The organism is Streptomyces sp. YS-3 (genome assembly GCF_045257485.1).
Lineage (GTDB): Bacteria > Actinomycetota > Actinomycetes > Streptomycetales > Streptomycetaceae > Streptomyces.
In genome coordinates, this window is sequence record NZ_JBJHPC010000064.1 from 1 (window position 1) to 20,141 (window position 20,141).

General features: G+C 73.1%; 18 protein-coding genes and 1 pseudogene. 11 read left to right on the top strand and 8 right to left on the bottom strand.

Annotation, left to right across the window (positions count from 1 at the left end; genetic code table 11):
- From ACJA3G_RS08800 to ACJA3G_RS08820, 5 genes and pseudogenes are all read left to right on the top strand, one after another.
- A pseudogene (locus ACJA3G_RS08800) lies at nt 1–291 on the top strand (amidohydrolase); the annotation flags it as partial.
- A 24-nt stretch (nt 292–315) separates the two neighbouring features.
- Nucleotides 316–1,200: a hypothetical protein gene (locus ACJA3G_RS08805; protein WP_406552329.1), complete on the top strand. Its 885-nt coding sequence runs from the start codon at nt 316–318 to the stop codon at nt 1,198–1,200.
- On the top strand, nt 1,193–1,423 hold the full coding sequence (locus ACJA3G_RS08810; protein WP_406552330.1) for a hypothetical protein: 231 nt from the start codon (nt 1,193–1,195) through the stop codon (nt 1,421–1,423). Before ACJA3G_RS08805 ends, ACJA3G_RS08810 begins: the two co-directional genes overlap by 8 nt.
- Before the next feature lie 90 nt (nt 1,424–1,513).
- Entirely contained in the window at nt 1,514–4,495 is a 2,982-nt protein-coding gene (locus ACJA3G_RS08815) for a hypothetical protein (RefSeq protein ID WP_406552331.1), read from the top strand.
- Nucleotides 4,496–4,597: 102 nt separating this feature from the next.
- The gene (locus ACJA3G_RS08820) at nt 4,598–4,975 is read left to right on the top strand and encodes a hypothetical protein (RefSeq protein ID WP_406552332.1); all 378 of its coding nucleotides are present in this window, start codon (nt 4,598–4,600) and stop codon (nt 4,973–4,975) included.
- A 27-nt stretch (nt 4,976–5,002) separates the two neighbouring features.
- On the opposite strand, the gene ACJA3G_RS08825 is transcribed toward ACJA3G_RS08820, so the two are convergent.
- The 8 genes from ACJA3G_RS08825 to ACJA3G_RS08860 all read right to left on the bottom strand — a co-directional run bounded on the left by ACJA3G_RS08825 (nt 5,003) and on the right by ACJA3G_RS08860 (nt 11,428).
- Complete coding sequence (locus ACJA3G_RS08825) at nt 5,003–6,199, bottom strand: alcohol dehydrogenase catalytic domain-containing protein (RefSeq protein ID WP_406552333.1); 1,197 nt, start codon at nt 6,197–6,199, stop codon at nt 5,003–5,005.
- Nucleotides 6,200–6,375: 176 nt separating this feature from the next.
- Entirely contained in the window at nt 6,376–6,942 is a 567-nt protein-coding gene (locus ACJA3G_RS08830; protein ID WP_406552334.1) for a GNAT family N-acetyltransferase, read from the bottom strand.
- 130 nt (nt 6,943–7,072) lie between these two features.
- Nucleotides 7,073–7,336: a hypothetical protein gene (locus ACJA3G_RS08835; RefSeq protein ID WP_406552335.1), complete on the bottom strand. Its 264-nt coding sequence runs from the start codon at nt 7,334–7,336 to the stop codon at nt 7,073–7,075.
- A 339-nt stretch (nt 7,337–7,675) separates the two neighbouring features.
- A complete protein-coding gene (locus ACJA3G_RS08840; RefSeq protein ID WP_406552336.1) occupies nt 7,676–8,518 on the bottom strand; it encodes an alpha/beta fold hydrolase in 843 nt (280 codons plus the stop codon).
- A 99-nt stretch (nt 8,519–8,617) separates the two neighbouring features.
- Entirely contained in the window at nt 8,618–8,806 is a 189-nt protein-coding gene (locus ACJA3G_RS08845; protein ID WP_406552337.1) for a hypothetical protein, read from the bottom strand.
- Nucleotides 8,806–9,228: a hypothetical protein gene (locus ACJA3G_RS08850; protein ID WP_406552338.1), complete on the bottom strand. Its 423-nt coding sequence runs from the start codon at nt 9,226–9,228 to the stop codon at nt 8,806–8,808. The genes ACJA3G_RS08845 and ACJA3G_RS08850 overlap by 1 nt, the downstream gene beginning before the upstream one ends.
- 44 nt (nt 9,229–9,272) lie before the next feature.
- Nucleotides 9,273–10,736, bottom strand: a complete 1,464-nt coding sequence (locus ACJA3G_RS08855; RefSeq protein ID WP_406552339.1) for a sensor histidine kinase — start codon at nt 10,734–10,736, stop codon at nt 9,273–9,275.
- Nucleotides 10,733–11,428 carry a response regulator transcription factor gene (locus ACJA3G_RS08860; RefSeq protein ID WP_406552340.1) on the bottom strand — a complete coding sequence of 232 codons (696 nt, stop codon included), beginning with the start codon at nt 11,426–11,428 and terminating at the stop codon, nt 10,733–10,735. Before ACJA3G_RS08860 ends, ACJA3G_RS08855 begins: the two co-directional genes overlap by 4 nt.
- 260 nt (nt 11,429–11,688) lie before the next feature.
- On the opposite strand from ACJA3G_RS08860, the gene ACJA3G_RS08865 reads away from it, so the two are divergent.
- The 6 genes from ACJA3G_RS08865 to ACJA3G_RS08890 form a co-directional block, all read left to right on the top strand.
- Nucleotides 11,689–12,228: a GNAT family N-acetyltransferase gene (locus ACJA3G_RS08865; protein WP_406552346.1), complete on the top strand. Its 540-nt coding sequence runs from the start codon at nt 11,689–11,691 to the stop codon at nt 12,226–12,228.
- Nucleotides 12,229–12,452: 224 nt separating this feature from the next.
- Nucleotides 12,453–14,891, top strand: coding sequence for an RICIN domain-containing protein (locus ACJA3G_RS08870; RefSeq protein ID WP_406552341.1), 2,439 nt, complete (start codon nt 12,453–12,455; stop codon nt 14,889–14,891).
- A gap of 73 nt (nt 14,892–14,964) precedes the next feature.
- Nucleotides 14,965–16,851, top strand: a complete 1,887-nt coding sequence (locus ACJA3G_RS08875) for an ABC transporter ATP-binding protein (RefSeq protein WP_406552342.1) — start codon at nt 14,965–14,967, stop codon at nt 16,849–16,851.
- A 242-nt stretch (nt 16,852–17,093) separates the two neighbouring features.
- Entirely contained in the window at nt 17,094–17,918 is an 825-nt protein-coding gene (locus ACJA3G_RS08880; protein WP_406552343.1) for a hypothetical protein, read from the top strand.
- 231 nt (nt 17,919–18,149) lie between these two features.
- The gene (locus tag ACJA3G_RS08885; protein ID WP_406552344.1) at nt 18,150–19,499 is read left to right on the top strand and encodes a discoidin domain-containing protein; all 1,350 of its coding nucleotides are present in this window, start codon (nt 18,150–18,152) and stop codon (nt 19,497–19,499) included.
- Nucleotides 19,499–20,141, top strand: a 643-nt coding sequence (locus tag ACJA3G_RS08890; protein ID WP_406552345.1) for an MFS transporter, incomplete at its 3' end; no start/stop codon positions are given. The genes ACJA3G_RS08885 and ACJA3G_RS08890, both read left to right, overlap by 1 nt.

Here is a 20,141-nt window from a genome sequence, read left to right on the forward strand (position 1 = left end):
CCCCCGGTCACGGCGTCCCCCGGCGGCGGTGTGCGCTGGCGGCTGGCCCTGGACGAGATCGAGCCGACCGGCGCCGAACTGCGCCCGCGCCTGCCGCTGCTGAGCGCGAGCGGCGAGGCGCACCCGACCGGGCCCGGCATCGGCGCGCTCACCGCCGCACCGGCCGAGCTGGAGCCGGTGGAGCTGGACGCCCTGACCGCGTCCGGCGATCCCACCTTCCTCGCCACCCTGGCCGGCGAGGGGAACCTGCCCGCCGACTACGCCGGGGCGCTGTCCCGCCTGCTGACCTGACCCTTCCGTAGACAAGGAGCCCCCATGCTGGTCACCCAGCTCGCCCTGGTATCCGAGACCGACCAGATCACCTCGTCCCAGCTCACCCGGGTGGCCGCCGCCCTGCAGAAGCAGGCCATCCGGGACTTCGCGCCGCTGTGGCAGATCCCGGCCTCCGTCGACGCCTTCGACAGCCTCCACGACGTGCCCGTCGGCTACTGGCCGATGATCATCCGCGACGACATCGGCGAACCCGGCGCGGCCGGTGTCCACATGGACAAGAACGGCCAGCCGTTCTCCCTGATCCAGTACAGCGACAGCTGGTCGCTGACCGCCAGCCACGAGATGCTGGAGATGCTCGGCGACCCCTGGGGCAACCGCCTGGTGGCCGGGCAGTCCCCGAAGAAGGACCAGGGCGTGGTGGAGTTCCTCGTCGAGGTCGCCGACCCCTCGGAGGCACCCGAGAACGGCTACACCATCAACGGCTTCCTCGTGTCGGACTTCTTCACCCCGAACTTCTACGACCCCGTCACCGCGCCCGGTGTGCGCTACAGCTTCACCGGCAAGCTCGACGGCCCGCGCAAGATCCTCGAAGGCGGCTATCTGAGCTGGCGCGAGCCCGTCACCGACCACTGGTGGCAGCAGATCTGGTTCGACACCAAGGGCCCCGTCTTCCGCAACCTGGGCAAGCTGACCGCACACGCCGGAAGTCTGCGTTCCGCCATCGACGCGCACACGAGGACGAACGCGCGGATCGCCGCCAGCGGCCCGGAGTCCGACCGCTTCAGCGCCGCCCGGACCCTGACCGCCGCCGTCAAGAAGACGACCGCCTCCCGCGCCGACCTGTGGCGCTCCCAGATCGACGAGCTGAAGGCCGGTCAGGTCACCGAGGGGACCTGGCAGGGCGGCGGCAAGAACGCCCATGGGTAGCCCGCGCACCGGCGCCCCCGGCCCGCAGGAGGAGCCCGAGGACGACGCCGTGACTCCGGAGCCCGAGACCGGGGCGGAGCCCTCCGCGTCCGGCGAGGAGAGCCTGCGCGAGGCCCTGCACCGCCGTATGCGCGAACTGGACGACCGCCGCGCCGAGGAGCCCGCCCCGGGCGACGACAAGGCGCCCGCCGACGACGTGGAACCGGAGGAACCTCCGGACTGACCCGCGCGTACGGTCCCGGTGGCGCACCGGCAGGGGGACGGTGGACCGCCAGGACGGTACGCATGACCACCGACCTCATGAGGTGAGCCGATGCCTCACTCCTCGCCGCCGCTCCCCACCACGATCCGCCCCGCCCGGCCCGTCACCGCCCGGCAGGGCTTCCTGCGGGCCTGGGCCGCGCTCGTCCCGGCGGCCCTCGGCGCCGCCTACTTCCTGTGGCGCGCCCCGGACGTCGACCTCGTCCGGCTCCAGCTCGCCGGTTCGGCCACGGCGGCCAGGGAGGTGTACGACGGGCACGCCGCCGCCTTCCGGGACGCGCTGGTGGCCCATATGGTCTGGGTCGCCTGCGGCGCCGCGACGCTGCTGCTGGTCTTCCAGATCGGGCACCACGCGTACGCCGGGCTGCGCGGTCGGCAGGTCGCCCACTGGGCGCTCATCGCCACGTTCACCGGAGCGGTGTTCGGCCTCGTGGAGAATGGTCTGCTCGTCGGCGCGCTGCGGGCGCACGGCGGCGTCCATGACTGGCCGTTCGCGACGGCGACGGCGCTGGAGACCGTCAGATGGCTGCTGCTCGGGTCCGCCACGGTCGTCGGCGTAGTGGTGTGGGCCACCACGGTCACGCGCGCGGGCAGAGGCATGTTCAGACGCCCGGCGCCCGCGCGGGACGGGGCCGTCGCCGACCGGGCCGTGGCCGATCGGGACATCGACGACCGGGACATCGACGGGGACGAGGAGTCCGGCGCGGACCACGAGGCGCCCGTCCCGCCACCGACTCCGCCGTCGCCCCACCACGACCACGCCCCTGCCACTCCCGACCTGGTCCCGCCCTGGCCCGTGGTGGAGGCGGACGGGCGGTTCTGGCCGACGGGTGTCGCCCATCCGCACACCGAGCCCGGTGTCGCCTCGGCGCACTGGCGCTACCACAGCACCACGGCCCCCGGCCGGGACCACGCGGAGCTGGGCTTCTGTGTCTCCGGGGGCGGTATCCGCTCCGCCACCGTCACTCTCGGGGCCCTCCAGGCCCTGCGCCGGTCGCTGCGGCAGGCCCGGTACCTCGTCTGCGTCTCCGGCGGCGGCTACACGGTCGGCGCGCTGCAACTCGCCCTCAACGGCAGCCTCACGTCCGAGGAGGCGTTCGCGCCCGGCTCGCCCGAGGAGGACCATCTGCGGCGGCACTCCAAGTATGTCGCCGACGGCACCGGGCAGTGGATGGTCGCCCTCGGGGTGCTGCTGCGCGGTCTGCTCGCGTCCCTGCTGCTGCTGGCCGCCGCGACCGCCACCATCGGGCTGGTGCTCAGCTGGGCGTACCACGCCGTACCGGTGACCGATCTGGGCCGTCTCGCCCACCCCGGCCTGCGTTTCTGCACCGACTGCACCACCACGCCGCCGCGCCCCTCGTTCCGCGACCCGGCGGAGTGGGCCGTGGCGTACGCCGCGGTCGCCACCGCCGGACTGTGGCTGCTGTGGCTGGGGACGTACGTCTGGGACCGCGCCGGCCAGTTGGCGCGCTGGCCGGCCCGGGCCTTCCAGGCCTTCGTGGTCGTGACGCTGGCCCTGACCGTCGTGGTCTTCGTGCTCCCGCTGCTCGCCTGGTCGGCGGTCCACCTCCAGACCCGGCACCAGGTCAGCCGCCCCGACGCCGCGGTGGGCGCGGGCCTGACCGTCCTGGTCACCTACGCAGCAGCGCTGGTGGGCACGTTGTGGCGGCGGCGCCAGACCGTGCGCACCGGCCTGTCCAAGGTGATGGACGTCGTGCGGGGACGCTCGGGCCTGAGCCGGGCCGTCCCCAACGGTCTGCTGCAGTACCTGGCGGTGTGGGCCGTGCTGGCGGTGCTGACGGCCGTCTTCCTGGTCATCCTCGGCTGGGCAACCGCGACCGGCTGGGCCTGGCCGCTGTGGCTGCAGATCTGCGTCCCGGCCGTGCTGCTGTTCATCGGCTCGCTCCTGGACCAGACATGGATGAGCCTGCACCCCTTCTACCGCCGCAGACTGGCCTCCGCGTTCGCCGTACGCCGGGAGATCCTGGCCGGGACGGACGGTACGCAGGTGGCCCGGCCGTACGACTTCGCCACCGAGACCACCACGCTGAGTGTGTACGGGGCACGCAAGGAGGCCTTCCCGCAGGTCATCTTCGCCGGTGCGGCGAACCTCTCCGGGAACGACCGCACACCGCCCGGCCGCAGGGCGGTCTCCTACACGCTCTCCCACGACTACGTGGGCGGACCCGACGTCGGCTACGCCTGCACCGCCTGTCTGGAGCAGCGCTCCAAGCGGCACATCGCACGGGACCTGACCGTCCAGTCGGCCGTCGCGGTCTCGGGTGCGGCCTTCGCCTCCGCCATGGGGTCCCAGGCGCGGGCCTTCCAGACGCTGTTCGCCCTCTCCAACGCCCGGCTGGGCAGCTGGCTGCCCAACCCCGGGGCGCTGGCGGAGCAGTGGAACGCGCCGCGCTGGCCCTCGCCCCCGGCGCCACTGATCCGGCGGCTGCCGTATCTGCTGCGCGAGGTGTTCGGCCGCTTCCCGATGGACGACCGGCTGCTGCTGGTGACCGACGGCGGCCACTACGAGAACCTCGGTCTCGTCGAACTGCTGCGGCAGGGCGTGCGGACGGCGGTGTGCATCGACGCGAGCGGCGACATCCCGCCCTTCGCCGCCACCCTCGCGCAGGCGATCGCGCTCGCCCGCGAGGAGCTCGGCATCTCCATCACGCTGCACGAGCCCACCGGGCTGGTCCCCGGCGGCAGCGACCCGCTCCCGCCGCCCGGTGTCCTCTCCGAGCTCAACGCCCGGCTGTCGCGTACGTCGGTGGTCACCGGTGAGATCACCTACCCCGAGGACCTGGACATCGACGGCCGGCGGGACCGCCGCGGCACCCTGATCGTGGCCCGCACCACCCTGACGAAGGACCTGCCGTACGAAGTGCTCTCGTACGCGGCGGCCCACCCGGTCTTCCCGCACGACAGCACCAGTGACCAGTGGTTCGACCACCAGCAGTTCGACGCGTACCAGACCCTCGGGCGCTGTCTGGGGGAGCGGGTGCAGGAACTGCTGGACGGGATGGAAGCGTCCTGAGGGAAGACAGAGCGGTTCGGGGACGGGGGAGTAATGAAGGCGGGCACGGCCGGACGGGGCGGGCGACGCGACAGCGCGTGGCGCGGGCTAAGGGCGGAACACGTGGTGGGGGCGGGCGCGTTGCTGAGCGCCGTGGCCCTCGTGGAGCGCGTTCCACGGCTCGTACCGGCTCACGAGTACGTGTTGTGCCACGCCTCACCGACCCTCGACCGGCTGACCCTCACGGCGCTGGGACTGGTTCTGGCGGCGGCGGTGGCCGCGGTGGCGGGCGGCATCACGGCGCAGTCCCGGCGCCTCTCGCATCCGGTGCTCCCCGTGGTGTGGCTGGTGGTCGTCGTCGCTCTCCTGGTCGCGGCCGACGGGGTCGACGCGCACGGCGAGGCGCTGGCCGCGCACCGGGCGGCGACGGGGTTCACGGCCGGTGCGTGCGACTACGTCCCGCAGGAGTACGGCGCGACCCCGGGCTGGTTCTTCTGGTGATCCGCCGCCGGGCCGGGGACGGCCCGGTCAGGGCCGCATGAGGATCTTGACGGCGCCGTCGGCGCCGCGCTCGAAGATGTCGTACGCGTGCGGCGCCTGCTCCAGCGGGAGGTGGTGGGTGGCGAAGTCGTCCACACCGAGCGGGTCGTCGTCGGCGAGGAACGACCTGATGTCCTCGCTCCAGCGGTGGACGTTGGTCCGGCCCGCGCGCAGTTGGATGTGCTTCTCGGCGAGGGTCATCAGCGGCAGCGGATCGGCCGTCCCGCCGTAGTCGCCGGCGAGGGAGACCGTGCCGCCCCGGCGGACCAGGGCGAGGGCGAGGCGCAGGGCGGACAGCCGGCCGGCGTCGGCGGAGGGGCGCGGCGCGTTCCCGTCCCGTGGCCCGGGTGTCCCCTGGACCTCGGCGAGCCGGGCGAGGAGCCCGTCGTGGGCCTCGGTGCCGACGGCGAGGACCACCGAGTCGGGCCCCCGGCCGAAGGTATGGGTGCCGATCGCGGCCAGCAGGTCCTCCTGGCTCTCGTAGCCGCCCGGGTCGAACACCTCCACACCCCGCTTGCGCGCCCGCGCCAGCCGTTCGGGCACCACGTCGACGCCGATGGCGTGCGAGGCGCCGCGCTGGAGGGCGATCCGGCAGGCCATGTCGCCGAGGGGGCCCAGGCCGAGCACGGCGACGGTCCCGGCGGCCGGTATGTCCGCGTACCGCACCGCCTGCCAGGCGCTCGGCAGCAGGTCGGAGAGGTAGAGGAAACGGTCGTCCGGCGGACCGTCGGGCACCGGCACGAGCCCGAACCGGGCCTGGGGTACGCGCAGATACTCCGCCTGCGCGCCCGGCACCGAGCCGTACCGCCCGGCGTGGCCGATCAGCGCGGCCCCGGTGTCGTGGTCCGGGTCGTGGGTCGCCCGGCACTGTCCGGGCAGGCCGGCCGAGCACATCCAGCAGTGCCCGCAGGCGATGTGGAACGGCACGACGACCCGGTCGCCGGGCTTCACCTCCGTGACGTCCGGGCCGGTCTCCTCGACGGTCCCGATGGCCTCGTGGCCGAGGATGTCGCCCGGCTTCACGAACGGGGCGAGCGTCTCGTGCCGCTCGTACAGACGGAGATCGAAGTCGCTCAGTGCCGTCGAGGTGACGCGCACGATCGCGTCGGTGCGCTCCTGGATCACCGGGTCCGGCACGCTCTCCACCCGCACGTTCCGCTTGCCCTGCCACGTCACAGCCCTCATCGGCGGTCCCCTCCCAGTCGTCTGCCCGCGCAGTGGGACGGCCGGGTACCCGCGCCCCGCCGGGGGCAACCCGGCGGAGTCGACGGGTTCACGCCAAAACCGCCGCCCAAGCGGTCGCGGCTGCGGCGGTCGCCGTCGGGGTCACCCCGGGTGCGGGGGCCGCCGCTTGGACAGGGCTATGAGGCGCGTACGCCGGAGGCTGTTCCGCCGGCGTCGTCCCCGGGCCTGCAAGCGCAGGTCAGCACGCGGGTCGTGCTGCCGTCCTCCTCGGTGATGTCGCGGACGTGCTCGAAGCCGAGGCGGTCGAGGAGGACCAGGGACGCCTTGTTCGGTTCCGCCACGGTGGCGTGCACCTCGGTCAGTCCGAGGGTGTCGAAGCCGTACGAGACGACGGCCCGCGCCAGCTCCAGACCCAGGCCCTGGCCCCACGCCCCGGGAGCCAGCGCGTAGATGATCTCGTGTCCGCCGACCTGCTCGGTCCACTTGATCTCGGCATGGCCCACCAGCCGCCCCTCCCGGCGCACGGCCCACACGTCGAACCGTTCCTCCGCGTAGACCCGGGTGAAGACCCGTCCGAACAGGGCCCGGTCCTCGGCCTCGGAGGCGGGCCCGTCGCCCATCCACCGGGACACCCGCGTGTCCTGGAACAGCGCGACGAAGTCCTCCTCGTCCGCGGGCGTGTACCGCTCCAGGAGCAGCCGTCCGGTACGCAGGGTCGGGGACGTGGCGGGTATCGGGGTCACGGGCGGCGACGCTATCCGTGCCCACTCGGACCGGCAAACGTATTTCCGGGCGCGGGAAGGTACCGGACGGCACCCCAAGGCACCGGACGGCACCGGAAGATGCTTCACGCCCCGCCTCCGCCCGTCCCCGCTAGAGGTGCGCCGCGGTCATCGCCATCGCGAGCACGATGGTCACCAGGGCCAGGCTCATCATGGCCGCCCGGGCCGGGCTCATGGGGCCGCCCTCCCACCCCGCGCCGGGGCCGGTGTGCTCCGAGGGCACCCGGTCCGCCTCGCGCAGCCGGGTACACCATTCGCAGTCGAATCCGGGGCGGGCCGGCGTGGACAGCCAGTAGGCCCCGGTCAGTTCGGCCCGGTGCGCGGTCTCCGGGCCGTGTACAGCGTCCCTGTCCATGCCCGGTTCAACGGCGCAACGCCGCCACGGGAATGCGTACGTCCGGTTTCGCGATCAAATCGTTGCCCGCGAGCATGCCGCGACGGGCGTACACGAGAGCGTTCTCCGCCCCTTTGCACGCCCCTGGCGGGGCGATTCTGGCCGGGGGTTCACTGGTGGCGGGCGCGTCGGGGCTGCGATGCTGACGGCAGGGCCTCGAAGCGGCCACGCCGGTTCCGTCGGTACGGCCGCGCGCGTGCCGGGACGCAGGGCTCCCCTCCCACTGCGCCCCCGGCACCCGGTGCCCGCTCCGCCGGCAGCGGAGCAGGCACCGACGGCCCGCCCCGAGGGCTCGGCGGGTCAGCCGAGGAACGCGTCCACGGTCGCCACGAACCGCTCGGCGTCGTCGAGCCACGGGAAGTGCCCGGCTCCCTTCTGGACGACCAGCTCGGCGTGGGCGAAGACATCGGCCAGCTCGCTCATCGCGGAGGGCGGCGAATTGAGGTCGACCTCCCCGGCCAGCACCAGGACGGGCGCGTCCAGCTTGGCGAGCGCCGACCGCGTGGCCGGGGGGTCGAACGCGCCCTCGCCGCCGAAGGCCGCTGCCGCCGCGCCGTTCTTCTGCCCGTCCTCCGCGGCCCGGTGGGCCTGGGCCGTCGCGTCCCAGCGGCCGTACCAGAAGGGGGCGACGGCCTGCCAGGCGTCGTCCGTCGCCTTCCCCGCGAAGATCGCCTCCAGAGCCGCGAACGCCTCCGGGAACCACGGCTCTCCCCGGCGCAGCAGCGCCGTCTCGCGCCGGATCTCGCCCGTGACCGTGATGCCCGCCGCGCTGACGCTCGGCGTGATGAGGGCGAGCCTGCCCAGACGCTCCGGATGACGCTCCGCGTACCGCATCGCCAGATTCGTCCCGGCCGAATGCGCGAGCAGGTCCACGCGGTCCAGGCCCAGGTGCTCGCGCAGCGCCTCGACGTCGTCGACGAGCCGGTCGCAGCGGTACGACGCGGTGTCCTCGGGAATCAGCGACTCGCCGGTGCCCCGGAGGTCCAGGACGATCAGCCGCCGGTGTGCGGAGAGGCCACCGAGGTCCCCCAGGTAGGCGGAGGCCTGCATGGGGCCGCCGGGCAGACAGATCAGCGGCGGTCCGTCCCCGTGGACGTGGCAGGCGAGTTCGGTTCCGTCATATGCGGAGAAGGTCATGGGCATGGCCGCGACCTTCGCAGGGAAACGGAGGCCGGGCAACCGCATTGTCCCGCCGGTCACGGGCCGTCGGGGCGCACGGTCTGCCCGGACCTCCCCCGGCCCCTACTTGTCGCCCCGGGCGTCCGCATCGGCCTCCGCCGCCGCCGACTCCGCAGCGCCGACCTTCTGCTCCATCTGCCGCTCCTTGCCCGAGGGGGAGTCGGAGGCGGTGTGGGAGGGGGAGCAGGCCGCGGCGAGCGCGACGGTCAGGGCCGTGGCCGCCAGCGCGCGCGGGAGGGTGCGCGGACGCATCACTTGGTCCCGTTGCCGTTGGCCGCGCACCAGGCGGCCACGTCCTTGAGGTCCTTCTGCCGCTGCTGAAGCGTCGTCACCAGCCCCTTGCGGTGGGTGAGTTTGTCGTTGAGGTACGTCTCGACGGCGGTGTGGCCCTCCTTCTTGGCGTTGTCCACCCGCTGTTGCAGCCGGGCCACCGAACCCACGGTGGTCACCCCGCCATTGAGGCGGCCGAGGGCGCGGTCGAGGCGCGCCGCGACCTTGGGGGCGCGCTTGCAGAGGCCCTTGGCGCCGTCGGTCGTGGGCGCCTTGGCCGTGGTGCGCGGTGCCTTGGAGGGGGTGGAGTCGGCGAAGGCGCTGGGGGCGGTGACGGTGAGGACGGCGGTCGCGGCCAGCGCGGCGGCGGCCATCCGGCGGCGGGTCGGGAAGGGTGTGTTCATGGGTGCTGCCTCCTGGTCACAGGATCGGTTCGGACGACCGGAGGCTAGGAAGGGTCTTTGTGGAAACTCTGTGACCGGGCGGCCGTGAGGGTGAGCCAGTCCCGCCTGTGCGGCAGCGCCCCGCCCTGCGACGGGGCGGCCGTGGGCAGCCGTACCGTACAGCGGGTCCCCTGCCGGCCCGGACCCTCGCCGAGTTCGACGGTCCCGCCGTGCAGCGCGGCCTGCTGGGCGGCGAGGGTGAGGCCGAGCCCGGAGCCGGTGCTGCCGGGGCCCCGGTGGAAGCGGCGGAACACCTCCCTGCGGGCCGCGGGATCGATGCCCGGGCCGCGGTCGTCCACGGTGACCACCACCTGCCCGTCGTCGCGACGGACCGTCACCGCGATGTCGGCCCGGCCCCGCGCGTCCCTGCCGTGGGCGAGCGCGTTGCCGAGGAGGTTGTCGAGCAGGATCCGGATGCCGGGCTCCCAGCAGTGCACCGGGGCGGGCTCCGCGGCCAGGGTGATCCGGGCGTCCGGTGCCCGCCGCCGGGCCTCGGCCACCGCCGCGTCCGCCGGCTCCGCCAGGTCCAGCACCCGGAACGCGTCCGGCTCCACCAGGTCGCCGCGGCCCAGCTCCCGCAGCGCGACCAGCAGGGCGAGCAGACGCGCGTGATCGGCCCGCAGGTCCTCGACGACCGCGGCGCGTTCCGCGTCGGGCAGCCCGGGAAGGGCCAGGACGTCGAGGTTGGTGCCCATGCTCATCAGCGGGTTGCGCAGCTCGTGCGAGGCGGCCGAGGAGAAGGAACGGGCGGTGTCCAGCGCCTGCGCGGTGCGGGCGGCCTGTTCGTCGTAGCGGGCGAGGACGGTCTGGAGGGTGGCGGCCAGATCGTCGACCTCGGTGACCCGGGTCGGTCGGTGTTCCAGCCGGGCCGCGCTCGTACGGGGATCGAGGCCCGCCGCGCTGCTGCGCAGCCGACGCAGCGGGCGGGTGGCGCCGCCGGCGACGGCCCACGCCAGGAGCGCGGAGAGCGGGGCGGCGAGCAGCGCGGTGGTCACCGTCCGTCTGCGGACGACGCCGAGCTGGTCCCGGCCGGCGGTGTCGGGCGCGAACACCCACAGCGTGCCGGACACCTGCGGCCCCTGCACCGGCAGTGCGTAGGCCCGCCAGCCGCGCCCCGCGCCGCGCACGGTCACCGGCACCTTCACGGCGTGCGGCAGCGGGACGGACGCGTCGGGCTGCGGGCCGCCGCTGAACGTGCCGTCGGGGCCGGTCAGCCGTACGCCCACATCGAGCGCGGAGGTGAGGAGCCGGCGCCGGCGGTTCTCCTCGGCGGTGGGCTGGTCCTTGGCGGCGGCCCGCAGCAGGGTGCGGGCGTCGTGCGAGAGCGCGGTGGCCCGGCTCCGCAGATGGCTGTCCTCCGCGCGGTGCAGATCGCGGGCGACGAGGGTCAGCAGCAGCCAGCCGCAGGCCAGGACCAGGACCGGTACGACCACGCCCACCGCGAGGGCGATCCGGGTGGAGAGTCTCACGGCTGCTCCCGCAGGACGAAACCCACTCCGCGCACGGTGTGGACGAGACGGGGAGCGCCGTCCGCCTCCAGTTTGCGGCGCAGATAGCTGACGAAGGTGTCCACCGCGTCGGTGCGTACGTCGACGTCGTACCCCCAGACCCGCTCCAGCAGCTGGTCGCGGGTGAGGACCAGGCCGGTGTTGCGGGCGAGGACTTCGAGGAGTTCGTACTCGCGCCGGGTGAGGTCGAGGAGGCGGCCGTCGCGGTGTGCGGTACGGGCCGCGGGGTCGATGACGAGACCGCAGGCGCGGACCGGGTCGTGGCCGGCGGGCGGGCGCCGGCGCAGCAGCGCGTGCAGCCGCAGCACCAGCTCCTGGAGCGCGAACGGCTTGACCAGGTAGTCGTCGCCGCCCGCCTGGAGTCCGGCGATGCGGTCGGCGGTCTCGTCGAGCGCCGACAGCATCAGCACGGGGAGGTCGTGTCCGGCGCCGCGCAGGGCCGTGCACACCTCGATTCCGTTCATGCCGGGCATGGACACGTCGAGTACCAGTACATCGGGGGGCGCCTGGGCGACGGCGGCGAGCGCGGCGCGTCCCCCGTCGGCGGTGCGCACCCGGAAGCCGCTGAGCCGCAGCCCGCGCTCCAGCGAGCGGCGTACGGCATCGTCGTCGTCGACCACCAGGACGTCCCCGGGACGGTTCGGACCGCTCATCCGCCTCACCCTCACTCCACGCGACCGCCCCTCGTGCGGCGGCGGGGGCCAGGGTACGACGCCTGCCTGTGGGCGCCCGGGCGGCACCGGGCCGGGGCAGGGGGGAGGGGCGCAGGGCGTGCCTCGGTGCGTCCCCCGCGCCCAAAATGCCGTGCGCGCCGGACGTGGCGCGGCCTACGCTCGCGGCCATGACATCACATGATCAGCAGCAGGGCTCCTCGATTTCGGCCGCCGGGGGTACGGCCCCCGATAGCGAGCTGATGATCCGTCAGGAGACGGAGACGGACCACGAGATGGTGCGTGAGGTGCACGCGCGCGCGTTCGGGCCCGGACCCGTGCCCGCCCTCGTGGAGGCGCTGCGCACGGCCCCTGCGCCGCTGGCGCCGATGTCCTTCGTCGCGACCCTCGGCGGGCGGGTGGTCGGTCATGTGCTGCTGAGCGCGGCACGGCTGGACGCTCCGCGCCGCCTCGTGGACGTCATGACGCTCTCGCCGCTCGGCGTGCACCCCGACGTCCAGCGCCGGGGCATCGGCGCCCGCCTGATCGAGCACGCGCTCGCGGCGGCGGACGAGCGGGGAGTGCCGCTGGTGTTCCTGGAGGGATCGCCGGTGTACTACCGCACGCGCGGCTTCGAGGCGGCGAGCCCGCTCGGCTTCCGCTCGCCGTCCCTGCGCATCCCCGACCCCGCCTTCCAGGTGGCCCGGTTGTCCGCGCACGAGCCGTGGATGACGGGCACCCTCGTCTACTCGGACACCTTCTGGGCCCTGGACTGCGTGGGTCTGCGCGACCCCGAGGCCTGACCGGGCCCCGCCGCCAAGCCCCCAGGGCCCGCCGACCGGCGGGCCCTTTCGTCTGCCCGCGCTTCAGGAGCCACCTCACAGGAACCCACAACACCCGAGCCCGCCGGGCCCCTTGACGCCCCTCGCCGGGCTTCCTAGTGTTTGCTGCTGCTCAGTTGAGTTCGCTTGTGATCGAAAATGTGCGTGCATGTAGTTGTTTCCCTGCCAGAGAGGGTCGCACCACGATGAGATCCCTTCCCCGCGCCCTGCTCGCGGTCCTGCTGCTGTGTCTGTCACTCACCACCGTCCCGCAGGCGGCCGGCGCGGCACGCGCCGCTCCCCGGGCCGCCGCCGCCAATACCGACATCACCGTCGACGGAGCCTCCCCCGGCCGTGTCTTCGACGGCGTCGGGGCGATCAGCGGGGGCGGCGGCAACACCCGGCTGCTGCTCGACTACCCCGAGCCGCAGCGCGGCCAGATCCTCGACTACCTCTTCAAGCCCGGCTACGGGGCCGCCCTGCAGATCCTCAAGGTCGAGGTCGGCGGCGACACCAACTCGACCGACGGCGCCGAGTCCTCCATCGAGCACACCCGGGGCAGCGTCAACTGCTCCAACGGGTACGAGTGGTGGCTGATGGAGCAGGCCAAGGCCCGCAACCCCGGCATCAAACTCGCGGCACTCTCCTGGGGCGCGCCCGGCTGGGTGGGCAACGGCAGCTTCTGGTCCCAGGACATGATCGACTACCTGGTGGCCTGGCTCGGCTGCGCCAAGCAGCACCACCTCACCATCGACTACCTCGGCGGCTGGAACGAGCGCGGCTTCAACGCCGCCTGGTACAAGAACCTGCACGCCACCCTCGCCGCCCAGGGGTACGCCACCAAGGTCGTCGGCGCCGACGACGGCTGGCAGATCGCGACCGCCATGCGCGGCGACAGCGCCCTCAACGACGCCGTGGACATCGTGGGCGCCCACTATCCGTGCGGCTACATGTCCGCCATGACCAGCTGCTCGACCACCCCGGACGCGCTGGCCACCGGCAAACAGCTCTGGGCCAGCGAGAACGGCTCCGAGGACGCGGCCACCGGCGCGGTGCCGATGGCCCGTGCCATCAACCGCGGCTATCTGGACGCCCGGATGACCGCCTTCATCAACTGGCCGGTGGTGGCCGCGCTCTACCCCAACCTCTCGTTCAACAGCATGGGCCTGGTGACGGCCAACCAGCCCTGGTCCGGGGCGTACAGCGTGGACCGCAGCGCCTGGGCGACCGCGCAGACCACCCAGTTCACCGCGCCGGGCTGGCAGTACCTCGACACCGCCTCCGGCTACCTCGGCGGCAACCGCTCCAACGGCAGCTACGTCAGCTACGCCGCGCCGGGCAGGTCCGCCTGGTCCACCGTGTTCGAGACGATGGACGCGTCCGCGGAGCAGACCGTGACGCTGAAGGTGGCCGGCGGCCTGCCCGGCGGCGCCCTGCACGTGTGGTCCACCGACTTCTCCACCAACGGCGCCACCGCCCATCTGGTGCCCGAACCCGACCTCACCGCCACCTCGGGCACGTACCGGCTCACGCTCCGGCCCGGCCACCTCTACACCGTCACCACCACGACCGGGCAGGGCGCGGGCACGGCCGCCGCGCCGCAGCGCGCCCCGCTCTCCCTGCCGTACGCGGACACGCTCGCCGGGACCGCCACCGGGCAGGAGGCGCCGTACCTCGCGTCGATGAACGGCGCCTTCGAGACCGCGCCCTGCGCCGGCGGACGCACCGGCCGCTGTCTGCGCCAGCAGGCCGCCACCACCCCCATCCGCTGGACGAACGAGTCCAGGCCGCAGCCCTACGCCCTGCTGGGCGATGTGAACTGGACCGACTACACCGTCCGTACGGACGCGCTGCTGGAACAGCCGGGAGCGGTCGAACTGCTCGGCCGGGTCGGCACCCAGGGCCGCAACAACAACGGCCTCAACGCCTACCACCTGCGCGTCGCGGACACCGGCGCCTGGTCGCTGCTGCGCACCGACACCGCCTGGTCCGCCACCACCCTGGCGAGCGGCACGGTCACGGCTCCCGGTCTCAAGACCTGGCACACCCTGGCCCTGACCTTCCAGGGCGCCACCATCACCGCCAAGCTCGACGCGGCCACCCTCGCCACCGTCACCGACAGCAGTTACGGCGCCGGTCAGATCGGTCTGGGCACCGCGGGCTACTACGGCGCCCAGTTCGCCAACCTGAGCATCACCCCCGGCACGACGGCGCCGCTCGACGGCACGTACCAGCTCGTCAACGCCAACAGCGGCCAGCTCCTGGACGCCTCCGGGCAGGGCACCGCCGACGGCACCCCGGTCATCCAGTGGTCGGACAACGGAGGCACCAACCAGCGGTGGCGGCTCGCCTCGACGGGCGACGGCTACTACACCATCACGGGCGTGGCCAGCGGCAAACGCCTCGACGTGCCCGACCGGAGCGTGGTGCCGGGAGCCCAGCTCAACCTGTGGACCGCCAACGGCGGCCCCAACCAGCAGTGGCGCGTCACCCCCGGGAACGGCGGCTGCCACACCCTGGAGTCCCGCCTCGACGGCCATCTCGCGGACGTGAGCGGCGGCTCGCTCGTCCTGGGCGCCCAGGTGATCCAATGGCCCGCGAACGGGGCCGCCAACCAGTGCTGGAGGCTGGTCAAGGTGGGCTGACCGGCGGGCCCGGCGGCGGGCCGATCCGGGGAACACTTGACCTCGACTTAACTAGAGGTCGTACGTTCCTCGTATGAGTATGGAAACCACCGCGTGGACACAGCTCCACAACGTCATCACCGCGCAGCAGGAACGACGACCGTTCAACCGCGCCACCCTGCGACGCATCGCTGTGTTCGCGCGGCCCCACCGCCGCCGTATCGCCCTGTTCCTCGTGCTCAGCATCGCCACGGCGCTCCTGGCGGTGGCCACCCCGCTCCTCGCCGGGCGCGTCGTCAACGCGATCGTCGGCGGCGAGGAGACGGGGACCGTCACCCGGCTGGCCCTGCTGATCGCCGGGATCGCGCTCGCCGAGGCGGCCCTGGGCGTGGTCGGCAGATGGCTGTCCGCGACACTCGGCGAAGGCCTCATCCTGGACCTGCGCACGGCCGTCTTCGACCACGTCCAGCGCATGCCGGTCGCCTTCTTCACCCGCACCCGCACCGGCGCCCTGGTGAGCCGCCTCAACAACGACGTCATCGGCGCCCAGCGCGCCTTCAGCAACACCCTCTCCGGTGTGGTCAGCAACCTGGTGACGCTGCTGCTCACCCTCGCCGTTATGCTCGGCATCTCCTGGCAGATCACCCTGCTCGCGCTGGTCCTGCTCCCCGTCTTCGTCCTGCCCGCGCGCCGTATGGGCACCCGCATGGCCCGGCTCCAGCGCGAGGCCGCCGAGCACAACGCCGCCATGGGCACCCGGATGACCGAACGGTTCTCGGCGCCCGGCGCGACCCTGGTCAAACTGTTCGGGCGGCCCGCCGACGAGTCCGCCGAGTTCGCCGCCCGCGCCGGGCGGGTGCGTGACATCGGCGTCCGTACGGCGATGGCGCAGTCCGCGTTCATCACCGCCCTCACCCTCGTCTCCGCGCTCGCGCTCGCCCTGGTCTACGGACTCGGCGGCTACTACGCCCTGCACGGCAAGCTCGAAGCGGGCGCGGTCGTCTCCCTCGCCCTGCTCCTCACCCGGCTGTACGCCCCGCTCACCGCGCTCGCCGGGGCACGGGTGGAGGTCATGAGCGCGCTCGTCAGCTTCGAGCGGGTCTTCGAGATCCTGGACCTCAAGCCCCTCATCGCCGAGAAGCCGCAGGCCGAGAAGGTGCCCGACGGGCCGGTCTCCGTCGAGTTCGACGACGTGCGGTTCGGCTACCCGTCCGCCGACAAGGTCTCGCTCGCCTCCCTCGAAGAGGTCGCGAGCCTCGACACCCGAGGGGGCGCCGAGGTGCTGCGCGGCATCTCCTTCCGCGCCGAGCCCGGCCAGATGGTCGCCCTGGTGGGCTCCTCCGGCGCCGGCAAGTCGACCGTCGCCCAACTCCTGCCGCGGCTGTACGACACCGACTCCGGAGCGGTACGCCTCGGCGGCGTGGACGTACGGGACCTGAGCGCCGACTCGATCCGCGACACCATCGGCATGGTCACCCAGGACGGCCACCTCTTCCACGAGTCGGTCCGCGCCAACCTGCTGCTCGCCCGCCCGGACGCGGCCGAGGAGGACCTCTGGGACGCCCTGCGCCGGGCCCGCCTGGACGGCCTGGTCGCCTCCCTGCCCGACGGGCTCGACACCGTCGTCGGCGAACGCGGCTACCGCCTCTCCGGCGGCGAACGCCAGCGCCTGACGATCGCCCGGCTGCTCCTCGCCCGCCAGCGCGTCGTCATCCTCGACGAGGCCACCGCCCACCTCGACAACACCTCCGAGGCGGCCGTGCAGGAGGCGCTGGGCGAGGCCCTGGAGGGCCGCACCGCGGTCGTGATCGCCCACCGCCTCTCCACGATCCGGTCCGCCGACCTCATCCTCGTGGTGGAGGACGGCCGCATCGTGGAACGCGGCACCCACGACGAACTGCTCGCCCGCGAGGGCCGCTACCAGGAGCTCTACCGCACCCAGTTCGCCCGCCCGGGGGGTGCGCCCGCCGAGCGGGGCTGACTCGCCCCCCCCGCGAACGGCCCGGTCCGGCCGGCCCGCCTGCCCCCGCGGGCGGCCCGACCGGTCCCGCTTGCCTGATGGCGGCCCCCGGGCGGGTGCGGCGCCGCACCGAAGCGTAGGAGCGCACACCGCACGACCGGCCGAAATCCGGCGAGGAACCGACGGCTCGCACCAAGGCTCAACGGGGCGCAGACTGAAGTTGTCCCCTCGGGGGCCGTCTCTCGGGGAACCCGGAGCCCACGATGCGTGCCGCACTGAGAATCCTCGTAGCCGGAGCGATGGCCCTCGGTCTGCCACTGCCACCGGTGGCATCGGGCATATCCGCGGCAGCGGCCACGAGCTGCGCGACCACGTACCAACTGCCCGTCGTGGCGGGGTACGAGGGCCGGTACACCGAGCGCGGCGCGAGTCCCTATCAGCCCACCTGTTCCGTCTTCACGAATACGTCACTGGACGGCGCCGTACTGCTGATCCGCAGTCAGAACGGTGACGTCGACTCCACGTCCGCGAGTACCACCCCCACCCAGTGGGCCGCCGACAGCGCCAGGCAGGCCGCGCAGGACTTCGTGGCGCGCGACGAGACGGTCGTCCTGCCGGGCGAGTCGGTCGTCCTCAACTACCGCGGACAGAGCCGGTTCACGGTCTCGCTGGCGGACATCCAGATCAACGCGGCGAGCAAGCTGGCCGACGGCATCGTCGCGTACGGCATCAAGAGGGCGCGTGCGGCCGGGCTCGACAAGATCGAAAACCGGATCAACCTCCAGACCAACATCGTGGCGTGTGCCAAGGCGGCGAGCGACGCGTGGAGCCAGGCTCGCGAGAGGCGAACGCTTCCCGATCTCGCACTTGTGCTTCAGCAGACCGAACAGGCCGTGTCCGGCCCGTGCAGGACGGCCTACGACACGATCAGGGACTTCGACGCCAGGGCCCCCGAGCCCCGCGCCTCGAAACCGTGGCAGGAGGCCCTGGAGTGGGCACGCGGCTTCAATCGCCCCTACTGGGAAAACGCCCTGCACCAAGCCGCGACCGCGCCCCTCGGTGAGCTGCTGCTCCATGCCCACCGCTGACCTGCTCCAGAGGCCATCGCGCAGTCCCTGCCGCACTACTGGTAGGAAACCTTCCCATCCGCTACGCTCCCCGGCGGTGGCTTGGCGCGGTGCCCGTCCCCCGTGGGTATGACGCGCTCAGCGAGAGCTCTGACCCGGCTGCCGTGGCGCCGCCCCCTGCCTGACAGGCCGGGGGGCGGGGCCGCGCAACGGTGTCCAGCTCTCGCCGTCACCCACCCACGGAGTCCAGGTATGCGCCTGAACACCCCACCCCCACTCCGCCTTCCAGGGGGCAGGACCCTCACCCTCCCGCTCGTCCTCGCCGCCGTGCTCGTCCTCCTCGGCGGTCTGCTGCTCGCCTGGCCCGGACGGGCCGGAGCCGCCGCCGACCCCCTCATCTCGCGCGGGAAGCCCGCCACCGCCTCCTCCACCGAGACCTCCTCCCTCGCCGCAGCGAACGCCTTCGACGGCGACAGCGCCACCCGCTGGGCCAGCGCCGAGGGCAAGGACCCGCAGTGGATCCGTGTCGACCTCGGCGCCACCGCCACCGTCAGCCGGGTCAAGCTCAGCTGGGAGGCCGCCTACGCCAAGGCCTACCGCGTCGAGGTGTCCCAGGACGGCGCGTCCTGGACCCCGCTCGCCGAGGAGAAGGCGGGCAACGGCGGCACCGACGACTGGACCGCGCTGTCCGGCAAGGGCAGGTACCTGCGCGTCTACGGCACCGCACGCGCCACCGCGTACGGCTACTCGCTCTACGAGGTCGAGGTGTACGGCACCGTCGACGGGGGCCCGCCGCCCGGCGGGGCCTTCACCGTGGTCGCCGCCGGTGACATAGCCGCCCAGTGCACCGCCTCCGACAGCGCCTGCGCCCACCCCAAGACCGCCGCGCTCGCCCAGCGGATCGACCCGAAGTTCTACCTCACGATGGGGGACAACCAGTACGACGACGCCCGCATAGCCGACTACCGCGCCTACTACGACAAGACCTGGGGGGCCTTCAAGGCCAAGACCCACCCCATCCCCGGCAACCACGAGACATACGACCCGGCGGGGTCCCTGGCCGGCTACAAGGCGTACTTCGGCAGCATCGCCTACCCGCAGGGCAAGAGCTACTACAGCTTCGACGAGGGCAACTGGCACTTCATCGCCCTCGACTCCAACTCCTTCGACCAGTCCGCACAGATCAACTGGCTCAAGGCGGACCTTGCGGCCAACAGCAAGCAGTGCGTCGCGGCCTACTGGCACCACCCCCTGTACTCCTCCGGCGGCCACGGCAACGACCCGGTCTCCAAGCCCGTCTGGAAGCTCCTCTACGGGGCCAAGGCCGACCTCGTCCTCAACGGACACGACCACCACTACGAGCGGTTCGCGCCGCAGGACCCCGACGGCAAAGCGACCGCCGACGGCATCGTGGAGATCGTGGGCGGCATGGGCGGTGCCGAGCCGTACCCGATCGAGCAGGTCCAGCCCAACAGCCAGAAGCGGATCAGCGGCCAGTACGGCGTGCTGAAGCTGGAGTTCACCGACTCCGGCTACGGGTGGACCTACGTCGGCACCGACGGGCAGGTCAAGGACACCAGCCCGAAGTACGGCTGCCACTGATGTACCTGGCCACCACCGGCCGTCCGGACGCGCCGCCCAGCACCTCGGGTGCCGGGCGGCGCGTCCCCGGCACCGTCCTCGCGCTCGGCGCGGTCAGCCTCGTCACCGATGTCTCCTCCGAGATGGTCACGGCGGTGCTGCCGCTCTACCTGGTCCTGGGCCTCGGCCTCTCCCCGCTCCAGTTCGGCTTCCTGGACGGCATGTTCAACGGCGCCACCGCGCTCGTACGGCTGCTCGGCGGTCGGCTCGCCGACCGCGGCGGCCGGCACAAGCGGGTCGCCGGCGCCGGCTATCTGCTCTCCGCGCTCTCCCGGCTCGCACTGCTCCTCGCCGGCGGCGCCACCGCCGGCATCGCCGCGGCCCTCGCCGCCGACCGGCTCGGCAAGGGCATCCGCACCGCCCCGCGCGACGCCCTCATCTCCCTCAGCGGCCCGCCGCAGACACTCGGCCGCTCCTTCGGCGTGCACCGCGCCATGGACACCACGGGCGCGCTCCTCGGGCCGCTCGCCGCCTTCGCCGTGCTCCAGGCGACCACCGACGCCTACGACGCGGTGTTCGTCGTCAGCTTCTGCACCGGACTGCTGGGCGTGCTCCTGCTCGCCGTCTACGTCCCGGGGGCCTCCCGCACGGCCCCCGCCCCCG

What these genes read in the sequence shown, in the direction of transcription:
- ACJA3G_RS08840 (WP_406552336.1), bottom strand. Translation starts at nt 8,518, where the DNA reads ATGCCCATGACCTTCTCCGCATATGACGGAACCGAACTCGCCTGCCAC.
- ACJA3G_RS08870 (WP_406552341.1), top strand. Translation starts at nt 12,453, where the DNA reads ATGAGATCCCTTCCCCGCGCCCTGCTCGCGGTCCTGCTGCTGTGTCTG.
- ACJA3G_RS08860 (WP_406552340.1), bottom strand. Translation starts at nt 11,428, where the DNA reads ATGAGCGGTCCGAACCGTCCCGGGGACGTCCTGGTGGTCGACGACGAC.
- ACJA3G_RS08825 (WP_406552333.1), bottom strand. Translation starts at nt 6,199, where the DNA reads ATGAGGGCTGTGACGTGGCAGGGCAAGCGGAACGTGCGGGTGGAGAGC.
- ACJA3G_RS08835 (WP_406552335.1), bottom strand. Translation starts at nt 7,336, where the DNA reads ATGGACAGGGACGCTGTACACGGCCCGGAGACCGCGCACCGGGCCGAA.
- ACJA3G_RS08815 (WP_406552331.1), top strand. Translation starts at nt 1,514, where the DNA reads ATGCCTCACTCCTCGCCGCCGCTCCCCACCACGATCCGCCCCGCCCGG.
- ACJA3G_RS08875 (WP_406552342.1), top strand. Translation starts at nt 14,965, where the DNA reads ATGAGTATGGAAACCACCGCGTGGACACAGCTCCACAACGTCATCACC.
- ACJA3G_RS08865 (WP_406552346.1), top strand. Translation starts at nt 11,689, where the DNA reads ATGATCCGTCAGGAGACGGAGACGGACCACGAGATGGTGCGTGAGGTG.
- ACJA3G_RS08880 (WP_406552343.1), top strand. Translation starts at nt 17,094, where the DNA reads ATGCGTGCCGCACTGAGAATCCTCGTAGCCGGAGCGATGGCCCTCGGT.
- ACJA3G_RS08850 (WP_406552338.1), bottom strand. Translation starts at nt 9,228, where the DNA reads ATGAACACACCCTTCCCGACCCGCCGCCGGATGGCCGCCGCCGCGCTG.
- ACJA3G_RS08845 (WP_406552337.1), bottom strand. Translation starts at nt 8,806, where the DNA reads ATGCGTCCGCGCACCCTCCCGCGCGCGCTGGCGGCCACGGCCCTGACC.
- ACJA3G_RS08885 (WP_406552344.1), top strand. Translation starts at nt 18,150, where the DNA reads ATGCGCCTGAACACCCCACCCCCACTCCGCCTTCCAGGGGGCAGGACC.
- ACJA3G_RS08810 (WP_406552330.1), top strand. Translation starts at nt 1,193, where the DNA reads ATGGGTAGCCCGCGCACCGGCGCCCCCGGCCCGCAGGAGGAGCCCGAG.
- ACJA3G_RS08805 (WP_406552329.1), top strand. Translation starts at nt 316, where the DNA reads ATGCTGGTCACCCAGCTCGCCCTGGTATCCGAGACCGACCAGATCACC.